Here is a 13,828-nt window from a genome sequence, read left to right on the forward strand (position 1 = left end):
TCAGTTCACTCCGCGGGCAGCGCCGGCGGGGTGCCGGTCCGCTCGTAGTCGGAGAGCAGGTCGATGCGGCGCTGGTGCCTGCCGCCCTCGAACTCGGTGCCGAGGAACGCCTCGACGATCTCCTCGATCTCCTCGACGGCGTGCATCCGCGCACCGATGCCGGCGAGCAGCGCGTTGTTGTGCTGGCGGGCCAGCTTCGCGGTGTCGACGCTCCAGGTCAGGGCCGCGCGGGCGCCGGGGACCTTGTTCGCGGCGATCTGCTCGCCGTTGCCGGAGCCACCGATGACGAGCCCGAGGCTGCCCTCGTCGGCGACGACGCGGCGGGCCGCCTCGACGCAGAACGGCGGGTAGTCGTCCTGGGCGTCGTAGGCCGCCGGGCCCACGTCGGTCACCTCGTGACCTCGCTCGGTCAGCCACGTGACCAGGTGGTTCTTCAGGTCGAAGCCTGCGTGATCGGATCCTAGGTAGACGCGCACGCAGGCAGTGTGCCAAACGCCCCACCGCCGACCCGCACCCTGGTTACGGTTGATCCATGACCGGGCTCCGCACCACCCGTCCCGCCCGCGGCGAGCAGCCGGGGGCCTCGTCGTGACCGGCCGCTGGGTGGCCGTCGGGGAGGCGGTGTGGGTGCGGCGGTACGCGGAGCTGGACCTGGGCACCGGGCTGGTGCTGGGCGCCGAGCGAGCGCTGGTGATCGACACCCGCGGCGACCACCGGCAGGGCGCGGAGCTGGCGGCGGCGGTGCGGGCGAAGACGGCGCTGCCCTGCGAGGTGGTGCTCACCCACGGCCACTTCGACCACTGCTTCGGCACCGCCGCGTTCCGGCCCGCCCCGGTGCACGCCCACGAGGGCTGCGCGGCCTTCCTGCGCGGGCACGCCGAGCGGCAGCGCCGCGAGTGGAGCGCGCACTACCGGGACGAGGGTCGCCCGGAGGTCGCGGCGGCGGTGGAGCGCAGCGAGGTCGTCCCGCCGGACCGGCCGGTCGGCGACCGCGCCGAGCTCGACCTGGGCGGCAGACCGGTGCGGCTGCACCACTTCGGCCCGGCGCACACCGATCACGACCTGGTGGTGGAGGTGCCGGACGCGGGCGTGGTGTTCGCGGGCGACCTCGTCGAGCAGGGCGCGCCGCCGGACTTCGAGGACGCCCACCCGCGGACCTGGCCGGATGCGCTCGACGCGCTGCTCGCGCTGCGACCCGAGGTCGTCGTGCCCGGCCACGGGGAACCCGTCGACGCGGCGGCCGTGCGCACCCAGCGGGACGAGCTGGCCCTGCTGGCCGCGCTCTGCGCCGGGCACGAGCGGGGCGAGCTGACCACCGCCCAGGTGCTGCGCGACTCCCCCTACCCGGCGGACACCACCGAACGCGCCCTGCGCAGGCACCACTAGACCTTTCGGCCCGATCGACTGGGCCGAACGGAGTCATTTTCGCCACGAAGGGCACCGATCGACGATCGCGGGCGTCATGCTCGGCAACGGCCGGAGAACCCCCGGCCGAAGACCCGCACAACGGCACTGCGCTGGGGCGATCTCGACGGTGTGCGGCGGAACAACACTCTGGGAGGCGACGGTGTCCAGTCCGGACCAGTCCGATGCGGCGCGGCGGCAGCAGCTGCAGGCGGGCAACGACGCGTTGCGCGGCCAGATCGACGGCATGCTGGCGGACCTGCGCCGCCGCACCGCCGAGATCCAGGAGAAGCAGTCCGAGGCGGCGGCCAAGACCCACGAGGTCACCTCGGAGGACGGCGTGATCACCGCCCGGGTGGACGCGACCGGAACCCTGGAGCAGCTGCTGCTGAGCTCGAAGGCCTTCGAGCGCACCACCCCGGAACAGCTGGCCCGCACCATCACCAGCGTCGTCCGCGAGGCGACCGGCAGCGCCCAGCAGTCCCTGCAATCGGACTTCGCCTCGCTCGCCGAGCCACCCGAGCTGCCCGACCTGTTCGCGGGCGCCCCCTACCTGGCGGACTTCATGCCCAGCAGCGGCCCGCTCGTCGCCCCGCCGGATCCGGCCGCGGAACGCGCCGCCCGCACCGGGAAGCAGGCCTCGCGGCCGCAGCGGGACCGCCCCGCCGAGGACGACGACGAGCCGCCGCAGTCGTTCATGACGGAGGGCCGCTGGTGAGCGGCCGGATGCGGATGCGCCCGGAGGAGATCCGGGCGGGCGGTGCGCGCATCGGCGCCGCCGGGGACCGGCTCGACGAGGTCCTCAAGCAGCTCAAGTCCAGTTTGGACGGTGAAGGCGAGTGCTGGGGCGATGACGAGGCCGGGCAGAAGTTCGCCGAGACCTACGTGCAGAACAGCACCGACGTCACCGACGGCATCGGGAAGCTCGCCGAAGCCCTCGGCAACATCATGGACAACCTGAAGGCCACCGCCGACGACACCGAAGGCCGCGACGCCGAGTCCGCCTCCGACATCGCGAACGTGCCGCAGAGCTGACACCGGGCCCGCGCGGGCCGTAGATCGACTGGGGAGTCGTACCGCGATGAGTCTCGAGATGCCCGACGAGGTCAAGTGGCTGCTGCCGATCGTCGTCGGACAGTCCTGGCCGGAAGGTGACGAGGACGCGCTGCGCCGCCTCGCGGACGCCTGGCGCGCCGCGGGTGACGGCGTCGAAGGCGTCACCACCGACGCGAACGGCGGCGCCACCCAGTCGCTCAGCGGCATGGAGGGCCAGACCCACGACGCGTTCGAGCAGCTGTGGCAGGACATCGGCAACGGCGGCGAGGCCGCGCTGCCGAAGATCCAGGAGGCGTGCGAGCAGCTCGCGCAGGGCTGCGACGACGCGGCGCTGGACGTGGAGCACACCAAGCTCACCATCATCGCCTCCTTGATCGCGCTGGCCATCCAGATCGCCGCGATGATCGCGAGCGCGGCGTTCAGCTTCGGCGCGTCCACCGCCGGCATCCCCATCGCCCAGGGCATCACCCGCACCGTGGTGATGCAGATCTTCAAGCAGCTGGTGCTGAGCATCGCCAAGAACGTCGCCATCGAGGTCGCCACCTCCGTCGCCATCGAGGCCGCGGTGCAGGGCGTCCAGATCGCCTCCGGCGAGCGCAAGGGCCTGGACGGCGGGAAGTTCAAGGACGCCGCCATCAGCGGTGCGATCAGCGGCACCGTCGGCGGCGTCTTCGAGGGCGTCGGCAACGTCGCCGCCCGCAAGGCCGCCGGAGCCGTCGGCGACGCCGCGGGGGACGCCGCCGGAACCGCGGCGGGCGCGGCCGGGCGGGCCGCCGGGGACGCCGCGGGCGATGCGGCGGGCAGCGCGGCGAGCGCCGCCGGACGGGCCGCGGGCGATGCGGCCGGCGCGGCCGGGGAGAGCGCCGCGAAGAGCGTCGGCGCCGAAGCCGTCAAGGGCGCGGCCACCGGTGCCGCGCAGGGCGCCATCGGCAGCGCCGCCGAACAGCTCATCACCGAAGGCGAGATCGACTGGAGCGACGTCGGCACCGGCGCCATGTCCGGCGGCGCGATGGGCGCGGGCATGGGCGCCGGGGGCGCGGCCCTGTCGAACCACTTCGACGCACCGGAGGTGCCGGACACGAGCGGGGCCGGGGATGCCGGGGACGGCGCGGGGGCTTCGTCGTCGAGCAGCTCGGCCTCGGGCGGCTCGGACGGGGGCGGCTCGGATCGGAGCGAATCCGGTTCCGGGACGGGCGGCTCGGATTCGGCCGCGGACGGCGGTTCCGGCGGATCTCGTTCGTCCATCGAGGACATGCTGTCCGGTGATTCCGGTGCCGGCTCGGGAGATTCATCCGGGGCGGCGAGCAGCGGCTCGTCGGGAGGCTCGGATTCCGGGGCGTCCGGCGGCTCGGAGTCCGGGGCGCGCGGGGACGGCGGGCAGTCTGGCTCCGGCGGCGGCGAACCGCGTTCCGGCGCGGACAGCGGGTCCGACGGCGGGTCCGCGCGGTCCGGGGACGCCGACGGCGGGTCCACGCGATCCGGCGATACCGACAGCGGCTCGGCGCGCACCGCCGAATCCGACAGCGGGTCCACGCGCTCCACGGACACCGACACCGGGTCCACGCGCACCGGGGACACCGACAGCGGGTCCACTCGGTCCGGCGATACCGACAGCGGGCCCACGCGGTCCGGCGAAGCCGACAGCGGCTCGGCGCGCACCACGGACACCGACGGGTCCACGCGGTCCGGCGACACCGACAGCGGGTCCGCGCGGTCCGCGGATTCCGATGCGAGCTCCGGCCGCGCCGCGGACTCCGGCAGTGGCGCGACGCGGGCCGCCGAGTCGGAGGGCGGGTCCACGCGCACCACCGAAGCCGAGGGTGGCGCGACGCGAGCCGCGGACTCCGACGGTGGCACCTCGCGCGGGCCGGACTCCGACGGCGGCCGCGCCCCGGGCTCGGACGGCGGTGCGACGCGATCCGGCGATGCCGACGGGAGCTCCGCGCGGTCCACCGACTCCGATGCGGGCGCGCAGCGCGCCGCTGCCGCGGACGGCGGCTCCACCCGATCTCCGGACGCCGACGGCGGTTCGGCGCGCACCTCCGACGCCGACGGGCCCGCCACCAGGTCCACCGGTTCCACGGGCGCGCACTCCGATGTCGGGCGCGGCGCCGATGCCGACGGCGGTTCGACGCGTTCCGCGGACTCCGCAGGTTCGCCGCGCGGGGACGACGGCGGCTCGGCCCGCGCCGCCGCGCCGGACGGTTCCGGCGCGTCCGCGCGGGCGGACTCCGCCGGTTCGGGAGCGGGGAGTCCGAGCGGTTCCGGTGGTTCGGCGGATGCCGGGTCGCACGGCGACGGTGCGGGCTCGTCGAGCGCCGCAGGTGCCGGTGGCGGCCTGGGCGGTGGCGGTGCGGCTTCGCCCGGCGGCGGGGATTCCGCGCACCGCGGCCAGCCGGGGGGCAACGGCCCCGCAAGCACCGCCTCCGCGTCCAATGTGGACGCACCGGCTCGCCCGGCGGAACCGGCGGTCGCCCCCGCCGCGCCGGGCACGCCCGCTCGCGGTGATCAGGGCGGTGCCGCGGGCGGCGGCGCGATGAGCGGCGCCCCGGCAGGCGGCGCTCCGGCTGGTGGCGCGCCCGCTGGTGGGAACCCCGCCGGGTCCGGCGGGTCCCGTCCCGGCGCGGGCGGCGGCTGGACCGGAACGTCCGGCACGCCGGGGGCGGCGGGCCGCCCGATCGGTGGCGACTCGCCGAGGCCCGGCGGCCCGCGCGGCGAACGCGCACCGGCGGCCCGGGGAGCGGCGGAGGCACCGGCGGCGCCGCCGTCCGGCGGCAGGCACACCCGGTCGTCGGAGGTCCCCGACCAGCGCTCGGCAGCCGCACCGCACTCCCCGGCCCGCCCGGACGGGCCGCCGGTCCGATCGCATCCGGACGGCCCCGCGAACCCGGCACGACCGGACGGACCGCAGCGGGCGGACGGCCCGGCCGGCGAAGCCCCCGCCCGCCCCGGCGCACCGTCGGCGGGCGGCCCGCGGCACTCCGGCGATCCGCGGCACTGGGGCGACCCGGCCGCGCCACCGAGGACGGACGGTCCGCATGCGCCACCGAGGGCGGACGGCCCGGCGCACCGAACCGACTCACCCGCACCGCACCACTCCGGTGCCGCGGATTCCCACCGCACCGGTGGCACCACCGACACCGGTCCCGCGAACGGGCCGGCCGCGTCGCCGCGCGCCGCGGATGGGCCGGAGACCCGCGGCCCGCACCGCCCCGACTCCCCGCCGTCGGCGCAGGACCGGCCGCACACCGGTAGCCCGGAGCGGCCGCGCGCGGACGGCCCCGACCCCACCCGCGCCGAAGGCGCCGCACGCCCGGACGGCCCGCCCCGGCCCGAGGCCCCCGCGCACGACAGCGCCGAACCGCGCCCGCACGACACCCCCGAGCCGCACGACGGCCCGAACCGGCAGCACGACCCCGACCAGCGCCCGCACGACGCCGACTCGCCGCCCGACCGGGACGCCGAACCGGGCACTCCCGAACGGCAGCACCAGCTGGACCAGGCGGAGGCGACCCGCGAGCACACGCCGGGCGGCTCCTCCTACCACCACGACCCGGGCATGCGGGACCTCGCGCAGCGCGTCCCCGACGACGGCATCCACCACACGGTGGACGTGCACGCGCTGCCGGACGGCCGGATCCGCGTCGGTGATCACGCGTTCAGCGCGCAGGAGTTCGCGGACGTGCTGCGCCGCGACCCGAACTGGGACGGAAAGCCGCTGCGCCTGCTGTCCTGCGACGCGGGTACCAGCGGCCTCGCCCGGGACCTGGCCCACGAGCTGGGCGTGCCCGTCACGGCTCCCCGCGGTCTCGCCTGGACGGACGGCAACGGCCGCGTCTTCGCCTCCGACCTGGGCCCCGACGGCCGCCCCGGCTGGCCCCCGAACGGCGGCTGGGACACCCACCACCCCGACGGCACCCACACCCCCGACGGCACCGACGGCTTCCACCCCACCCGGGACGGCGACGACCCCGGCCCGGCCCCGGACGACGCGGAGAGCCGGGGGCGCCGACGCTCCGGGAGCGACGACTTCCGCCAGCCGCCGCGGGGGGAACCGGTGGAGTCCGAAACCCCCGGCACGGAAGCGAACAAGGCGCATCCGACCGCGAGGGACCGCGCTGAGCAGGACCCCGCGTACCGGAACCGCTACTACAACAGCCCCAATCCCGACGGGGTGTGCAATCGCCGGGTCAAGGGGATCGAGGACGGCGCGGGCGAGGCGGTGCCTCCACTGCACTACGCCGCCGACACCGACACGTACACGGTGCCCAGCAACTCGATCGACAACTTCGCGAGGTGGAGCGATCTCGGGCACCAGGAGCCCCGCCCCGGTGATGTGGCCCGGCACGCCGACCTGGTCGACCAGCGCCGCGCGCACCTCGACGGGCTACGAGACGCGAAGGCGGACGACGCGCAGTACGCGGCCCGGAAGGACGCCGACGGAACCGAGATCGCGCGCGACGAATCCCGCCAAGCGGAGGCGAGCGCCGAACAACTGCGGCAGGCGCACCACGCGGTCACCTTGACGGGAGAGGCCTTCGGCGAGTCGGCGGCTCGGGATTCCCTGGCCAACGATTACGGTGTTCCGCCTACGCGGGTGACGACTCTCCACGGTCCCGGAGTGTTCGACGTCATCGGCGAATTTCCCGATGGTCGAATCGTCGTCATCGAAGCGAAGGGCCCCAGCGCCGATTTGGGAGCTCGCAAGGACCTGACGGGCGAGACGTCCCAGCAGGGGTCCCGGCCCTACTTCGAGACGATCGTGGATCGGATGCGAAAAGGCGCCGATGCCGACCAGCGCGGTATCGCCGCCGCGCTCGCCGACTCGCTGACCCTCGACGACCTCGAGCGCGGAACGCCGGGATTCGAGCCCAGCCTGGTCTACGACGAGGTTCGACCGACCGTCGATTCGGTCCCGGTCCTCGACGAGAACGGTTCTCCACAGCTCGATGCGCGTGGTAACCCGATCAGGCAAGACACGTACACCGGCTACAATCGGAGACGGTTCGATCTCTCCGCCGAAGACTGACCGTGCAGTGATGAAATGTGGCAGACCGACAAGGGGCCGGACATGAACCCGATGACCAGGCACGCCGAGCGCACCGCGGTGACCGACGAGATCCTCGCGGAACTGCCCGGGCAGCTCGAAGGGTTCCTGGCGAACGCGTCCGAACGCCCGACGTCGACGTACTACATCGCGAAGTACGCGCGGATGCAGATCGCCCATCGGTTGCTGGTCGACCCGGACGGCGCGGAACGCGCCACCTACGACAGCGTGCTCCTCGCCGCCCAAGCAGGTACCGGATTCTTCGCCGCCGCCAACAAAGAAGGCCGATTCCCTTGGACCCTCGGCGATGACGACCTCCTCCTCAAAGCAGTCGGCCCGACCAGGATCCACAGCGCAGCGGACTGGCTCGACGCACTCTGGACAGCGGTGATCTGCCGCGCCCGGCACCTCGTCGTCGAATTGTGCGCGACCCCCACCGACACTCTGCGCAACGCCGGCGGCCGCTTCGACGAATACATGTACGCCTGGGTCGACGCGCTCAAAGCGTTCTTCACCCGGGACGAGGATCTCTACCCCAGGATCAATCGGAGCATTGAGCTCACGGCCCCCGAAGAGCTCACCGGAGGAACTCCGCCCGACATCGTCCTCCACCGCTACTACCCGTCGATGAACCTCCTGTTCGACGTGGCAGGCCGCAACGCGGAACAATTCAACACCGACCTGCGCGAAGCCGTCGAGCTCCACCGGAGTTTCTGGTCCGCCGACGAAGAACGCGCGACCGACCCCGACGGATTCTGGGCACCCGGACCGACCGCGCTCGCCGCGCTCGCGCACGATTTCGGCATGCCCGTCGAGGTCCGATCCCCTTACCTCCCGCAGGACCTGATCAACGGCACTCGGATCAGCCCCTGACGAATTCCCGGTGGACGATCCAGGCGAACAGCGCAAGACCAGATGCCGCACGAAGAACGGAATGCTCCGAGTTCACGAGAATGAACTGGAGGCCCACGCAGGCCCTGTCCACTGCCGTGGGCAACCGTTCACCGGCGCGGAGGAGGAATTTTCGGAAGACGGCACACCGATGTGCTCCACCGAGCACGCCGAAGGCATCCAGGAAGGGTTCGTCCGTGATCGGTACCCGGACGGGAACCTCGAATACGAACTGAACCGGTTCGCCGTGCGCCGCAGGGCGTTCCCGGAGGAGCGGATCCGAGAACGAACCGCACCCGGCCCCGTCTTCGCCGGACGCTGCCAGGGCGGCTGGATCAGCCCGCCGGCGAGAACGGATTCGAGCAGACGATGACGAACCTGGAACCGAGCAGCAGGCGCTGCTGGACGAGGTCACCGACATCGTCCTGCGTTCCGCATCGCAGGACTGGAGCCGCCTCGCCGTCGAGCACGAGGCGATCGGCCGGCACGTCCAGGTGGGCGCCGGGCGAAGGACTCGGCGGGCGAACCGGTCCGGTGGGCGCCTCCGGAGGAGGTGTGGAACCTGCTCCGGCGCCTCCGCGTCGGCATGCGCCGGCCGCGCCTGGGCGCCTGGTTCTCCACGTTCTCCCGGTTGCGCCCGCCGGACGAGTTCGAGATCGTCCACGACCGCGACAACGCACCGCAGTGGCAGGACGAACCGCCGTTGCGCGCGTACACCGACGAGCAGGCCACGTTCCCCCGGGACGAGTCGAACGTCCCGGCGTGGTTCGCCGACGAGCTGCGCGCAGCGGACGAAGCGCGCTGATCCGCCCCGGCACTCGCGCGGAAGGGCCGAGCAGCGAGGAGGACCGACGTGGGTGAGGTTCGCGTCGATGAGGACGACATCGAGATGGATCCCACCGGTCTGGTCTTCCACCGCGGCGAACCGTTCACCGGCGTCGTGGTGGAACGGTCCGCGGACGGCGAACTCGTCTCGACCCGCTCGTACTTCGCCGGATACCCCGACGGCCCCTACCGGGAATGGCGGTCCTCGGGACGGCTGCGGAAGGACGGCCGGATGCGGGATGGCCGGTCCGTCGGCAGCCAACGCGAGTGGCACGCGAACGGCCGCCTCGCCGAACGGCGCGAGTTCGACGCCGCCGGGAACCTCGTGCGCCACGAGCGGTGGGACCGCGGCGGAAACCTCGTCGTGGAGCCGACCGGGCGCCGGTGACCGGAGCGGGTGCGCTCAGGTGCCGCGGGCTTCGGCGCGGCCCAGCCGGTCGGCGGTCCTGGTGGTCTCCGGGAGCCGGTAGTGCGGGGTGAGGCGCAGGACCAGGTCGCAGGCCTCGTCGAGGGTGCAGCGGTGGCCGACCGAGACGAACACCGGCTTCACCGCGCGGCGGGTTCGCAGCGCGACGCCCACCGGTTCGTCGTCCAGCAGCAGCGGAGCTCGATCGCCGCGTTCCGGGCCGGGCGGGTCGTAGCGGCCCAGCGCGGTCTTGCCGACGCCGATGCTCGGCAGGCCGGTGAGCACCCCGAGGTGGCAGGCCAGCCCGAACCGCCGCGGGTGTGCGAGGCCCTGCCCATCGCACACCAGCACGTCCGGATCCACCGCCAGCCCGGTCAGCGCGGCCAGCAGCGGCGGGGCCTCGCGGAAGGCGAACAGGCCGGGCACGTAGGGGAAGTCGACGCGGGTCCGCACCACTGAGCTGTCCACGACGGACAGATCCGCGAGGTCGAGCACCGTGACCGCGGCGATCACCTCGTCGTCGTCCGCGCCGTAGGCGACGTCCAGCCCGGCGGCCGTGCGGACCTCCGCGGGGAACCCGTCGAACCGCACCTGCGACCGGAGTCGTTCCTGCACGGCGACGGCCTCCGCCGCCGACGACGGCCACTCGTGCCACTCCTGGACCTCGACCACGCCACCAGGTTAAGCGGCGGGTGTCGGCGGGTCAGGTACCTGTCCAGCACTCGTTGAGCCGCGCGACCGCCTCGCCCTCGGACATCCGCCGAGCCGCGCGGCTCACCGGAGGATGGCCTTGACCTCCAGGAATTCTTCGAGGCCGTGCCTGCCGAACTCGCGGCCGTTGCCGGACTGCTTGTAGCCGCCGAACGGGGCGTTCGGGTCGAAGGCACCACCGTTGACCGCGACCTGACCGGTGCGCAGCCGCCGTGCCACCGCCAGCGCCCGCTCGTCGGAGCCGAAGACCGCGCCGGACAGGCCGTACTCGGAGTCGTTGGCGATCGCGATCGCCTCCTCCTCGTCCCGGTACGGCAGGATCGACAGCACCGGGCCGAAGATCTCCTCGCGGGCGATCGTCATGTCCGGGGTGACCCCGGTGAACACGGTGGGGCGCACGAAGTAGCCGGTGTCCAGCCCGTCCGGTGCGTCCGGGCCGCCGACGGCCACCGAGGCGCCCTCGGCGATGCCCGTGCGGATGTAGTCGACGACGCGGTCGCGCTGCACGTCCGAGACCATCGGCCCGATGCGGGTCCCCTCGTCCGCGGGGTCGCCGACGGTGTACTTGCCGACCGCGCCGACGGCGAGCTCCACCGCCTCGGCGTAGCGGGATTCGGGCACCAGCATCCGGCTCAGCGCGTTGCAGCTCTGGCCGCCGTTCGGGAAGCAGCCCGCGACGCCCAGCTTCACCGCCTTCGCGAGGTCCGCGTCGTCGAGGACCACGTTCGCCGACTTGCCGCCGAGCTCCAGCGCGACCCGCTTCACCGTCTGCGCCGCCACTTCCGAGACGCGGCGACCGGCGCGGGTGGATCCGGTGAACGACACCATGTCCACGTCGCGGTGCGCGGCCAGCGCCTCCCCCACCACCGGGCCGGTGCCGTGCACCAGGTTGAACACCCCGGCGGGCAGCCCGGCCTCCGCGACGACCTCCGCGAAGATCGCGGCGGTGAGCGGGGCGACCTCGCTGGGCTTGAGCACCACCGTGCAGCCCGCGGCCAGCGCCGGGGCGGCCTTCGCCACCACCTGGTGCAGCGGGTAGTTCCACGGCGTGATCGCCGCGACCACCCCGATCGGCTCGCGCACGATCAGCGAACCGCCCGATTCCTCGGTCCACTCGTAGCCCCGGTCGAGCAGGTCGGCGATGCCGCGCGAGGTCGCCACCGGCACGCTCGCGTGCACCTGGGTGGCGAAGGTGATCGGCGACCCCATCTCGGCGGTGACGGTCGCGGCGATCTCGTCGCGGCGGCGCGCGATGCCCTCCGAGATGCGGCGCACCGCGGCGGAACGCTCCTCGACGGGGCGCGCGGCCCAGTCGTCGAAAGCGGCGCGGGCCGCGGCGACCGCCGCGTCCACTTCCCGAGCCGTTCCGGCGGGAACCGAACCGATCACCTGCTCGGTGGCCGGGTTGACCACCTCGATCCGCTCCCCGGTGCCGGCGACGTAGTCGCCACCGATCACGTGGTCGGTCCGGCTGGTCGTGGGCGCCGCCATGAGTTCCTCCGGGAGATCGATGATCGGGCTTCCACCGAGCCTGGCACACCCCGGAACGCGAGCGCACCATCCGAAGATCGGAACTTTCGGGCGCGCGGCGAGCAGGAACGCCGGTTCAGGGCAGCCGGTTCAGGGCAGCCGCTGCAGGAACGCGGCCACTGCCGCGCCGAACTCGGCGGGCAGTTCGACCGGCGGCGTGTGCCCGCACTCCAGCAGCACGGGTTCCGGTGCGTCGAGCGCACGCGCCAGCTCACGCGCATGCCCCGGGGTGCGCGCGGTGTCGAAGCGGCCGTGCACCACGAGCGCGGGCAGTCCGGCCAGCTCGCCGAGCCGCGGGAGCAGGTCGGTGTCGCGCTGGCTGCGCAGCACCGCCAGCACCGCCTCCCGGTCGAGCCCGGCCGGGTAGGCGTCGAGGAGTTCGGCGACGGCCGCGGGTGGCGGCAGGTGCACCGAGCGGCGCGCCACCGCCCGCCACAGCTCGGGTCCCCAGTTCCGCGCGACGCGGTCGATGATCGCGTCCACGTCGCCGTGGCCGCGCATGTTCGCGCCGCTGTCGCAGCAGAGCACGCCGCGCACCGCCGGAGCGTGCGACGCCCGGTCGTGCAGCGCGGCGCACAGCGCGATCACCGCACCGGTCGAGTGCCCCAGCAGCACCACCGGCCCGTGCTCCGCGGCCGTTTCCGCGACCCGTTCCCCGAGCCGCGCCACCTCGTGCGGCCCGGGCCATTCGAGCCACGGCGCGACGAGCACGTCGGTGCCGGTCGCCGCCGCCAGCCCGTCGAAGATCACCGGATCGCACATCGTGCCCGGCAGGCACAGCAGCGCCGGAGCACCGGGCGTCCGCGCGCCCGACCGCGTGATCACCACCTCGGCGCCCACCGCGACACCCCCACCGACCCGAACACCACCGAAGCCGGGACGCTACAGCCGCGATCCCCGTCCTGTCAGCGGCGAAACCGCTGCGGCGACGACCAGCGCACCCGCGGGTTCGCAGCGGCCGCCTCGCGAGGACGGCGATGTCTCCGGTGGCGCGAAGCCACCGGAGACGTCGAACCCGCGGCGAGCTGACCGCCGAGGTTCCGCGACCGGACCGCCGGGGACCGCAGCCGGAGCTCAGTCGAAGCGCGGGGATTCGGTTCGAGTTCGCTTGAGCTCGAAGAAGTACGGATATCCGGCCAGCGTGCGCGCCGCGTCGAACAGTTCGCCCGCCTGCTCCCCGCGGGGGATGCGGGTGGTGATCGGTCCGAAGAACGCCACCCCGTCCACGTGGATGGTGGGGGTTCCCACCTCGTCGCCCACCGGGTCCATCCCGGCGTGGTGGCTGGCGCGCAGCTTCTCGTCGTAGTCGGTGACCTGTGCGGCACCGGCCAGCGACGCGGGCAGCCCGACCTCGTCCAGCGCGGCCGCGATCACCTGCTCGAAGTTCTTGTTCCCCTCGTCGTGGATGCGGCGGCCCAGCGCGGTGTACAGCGGGCTCAGCACCTCCTCGCCGTGCTGCTCGGCGGCGGCGATCGCGACCCGGACCGGGCCCCACGCCCGCTTCATCAGGTCCTGGTAGTCCGCGGCGAGGCCGTCCCGCCCTTCGTTCAGCACCGACAGGCTCATCACCCGGAAGTGCAGGTCGATGTCGCGAACCTGGGCGACCTCCAGCATCCAGCGGGATGAGACCCAAGCGAAGGGGCAGGCCGGGTCGAAGTAGAAGTCGACCTTCGGACGCTCGGTGCTCATGGACAACCCTCCACAGTGCTCCGTACCCGGCACGCACGTCGGCCGGCGCGGGCGGTCACCCGCTCCCGGTACAACCCGGCGCCGTCCGCGAGTCTTCCCGTTCGGCCCGATCGAGTGGGGAATGTGCCGGTATTCCCGGATGAACGGCCCGGATACCGCGAATTCCCCGGGATTTCCGGGCACGGCCGACACGCCCGGCGGCGATGATCAGGCGTCGGGCGGGACGGCCGCGCCGCGGCGTGATTGGATTTCCAGCGCCCCGCACCGGC

At 73.7% G+C, this 13,828-nt stretch carries 13 protein-coding genes; 8 read left to right on the forward strand and 5 right to left on the reverse strand.

The window, feature by feature from the left end:
* Positions 1-5: 5 nt before the first annotated feature.
* On the reverse strand, positions 6-476 hold the full coding sequence (locus AC29IT_RS14885; RefSeq protein WP_358434639.1) for a ribose-5-phosphate isomerase: 471 nt from the start codon (positions 474-476) through the stop codon (positions 6-8).
* Between the two features lie 112 nt (positions 477-588).
* Here AC29IT_RS14885 and AC29IT_RS14890 point away from each other — a divergent pair, with 112 nt between their 5' ends.
* The 8 genes from AC29IT_RS14890 to AC29IT_RS14925 all read left to right on the forward strand — a co-directional run bounded on the left by AC29IT_RS14890 (position 589) and on the right by AC29IT_RS14925 (position 9,611).
* Positions 589-1,386 (forward strand): MBL fold metallo-hydrolase, encoded by a 798-nt coding sequence (locus tag AC29IT_RS14890; RefSeq protein ID WP_488219054.1) that lies wholly within the window; start codon positions 589-591, stop codon positions 1,384-1,386.
* Between the two features lie 181 nt (positions 1,387-1,567).
* Positions 1,568-2,122 carry a YbaB/EbfC family nucleoid-associated protein gene (locus AC29IT_RS14895; protein ID WP_358434644.1) on the forward strand — a complete coding sequence of 185 codons (555 nt, stop codon included), beginning with the start codon at positions 1,568-1,570 and terminating at the stop codon, positions 2,120-2,122.
* The gene (locus AC29IT_RS14900) at positions 2,119-2,439 is read left to right on the forward strand and encodes a WXG100 family type VII secretion target (RefSeq protein ID WP_358434647.1); all 321 of its coding nucleotides are present in this window, start codon (positions 2,119-2,121) and stop codon (positions 2,437-2,439) included. The genes AC29IT_RS14895 and AC29IT_RS14900 overlap by 4 nt, the downstream gene beginning before the upstream one ends.
* Before the next feature lie 46 nt (positions 2,440-2,485).
* Positions 2,486-7,489 (forward strand): WXG100-like domain-containing protein, encoded by a 5,004-nt coding sequence (locus AC29IT_RS14905; protein WP_488219055.1) that lies wholly within the window; start codon positions 2,486-2,488, stop codon positions 7,487-7,489.
* Between the two features lie 15 nt (positions 7,490-7,504).
* Positions 7,505-8,380: an immunity 49 family protein gene (locus AC29IT_RS14910; protein WP_488219056.1), complete on the forward strand. Its 876-nt coding sequence runs from the start codon at positions 7,505-7,507 to the stop codon at positions 8,378-8,380.
* Between the two features lie 10 nt (positions 8,381-8,390).
* Complete coding sequence (locus AC29IT_RS14915; protein WP_488219057.1) at positions 8,391-8,771, forward strand: hypothetical protein; 381 nt, start codon at positions 8,391-8,393, stop codon at positions 8,769-8,771.
* Positions 8,772-8,951: 180 nt separating this feature from the next.
* Entirely contained in the window at positions 8,952-9,203 is a 252-nt protein-coding gene (locus AC29IT_RS14920; RefSeq protein WP_488219058.1) for a hypothetical protein, read from the forward strand.
* Positions 9,204-9,251: 48 nt separating this feature from the next.
* On the forward strand, positions 9,252-9,611 hold the full coding sequence (locus AC29IT_RS14925) for a toxin-antitoxin system YwqK family antitoxin (RefSeq protein ID WP_488219059.1): 360 nt from the start codon (positions 9,252-9,254) through the stop codon (positions 9,609-9,611).
* 15 nt (positions 9,612-9,626) lie between these two features.
* On the opposite strand, the gene AC29IT_RS14930 is transcribed toward AC29IT_RS14925, so the two are convergent.
* From AC29IT_RS14930 to AC29IT_RS14945, 4 genes are all read right to left on the reverse strand, one after another.
* Entirely contained in the window at positions 9,627-10,301 is a 675-nt protein-coding gene (locus AC29IT_RS14930) for an endonuclease V (protein ID WP_488219060.1), read from the reverse strand.
* 102 nt (positions 10,302-10,403) lie between these two features.
* Positions 10,404-11,831, reverse strand: coding sequence for an aldehyde dehydrogenase family protein (locus tag AC29IT_RS14935; RefSeq protein ID WP_488219061.1), 1,428 nt, complete (start codon positions 11,829-11,831; stop codon positions 10,404-10,406).
* Between the two features lie 129 nt (positions 11,832-11,960).
* Entirely contained in the window at positions 11,961-12,710 is a 750-nt protein-coding gene (locus AC29IT_RS14940) for an alpha/beta fold hydrolase (protein ID WP_358434669.1), read from the reverse strand.
* A 234-nt stretch (positions 12,711-12,944) separates the two neighbouring features.
* Entirely contained in the window at positions 12,945-13,559 is a 615-nt protein-coding gene (locus AC29IT_RS14945) for a mycothiol-dependent nitroreductase Rv2466c family protein (RefSeq protein ID WP_358434672.1), read from the reverse strand.
* Positions 13,560-13,828: the final 269 nt, after the last annotated feature.

Source organism: Saccharopolyspora sp. MMCC62 (assembly GCF_057736575.1).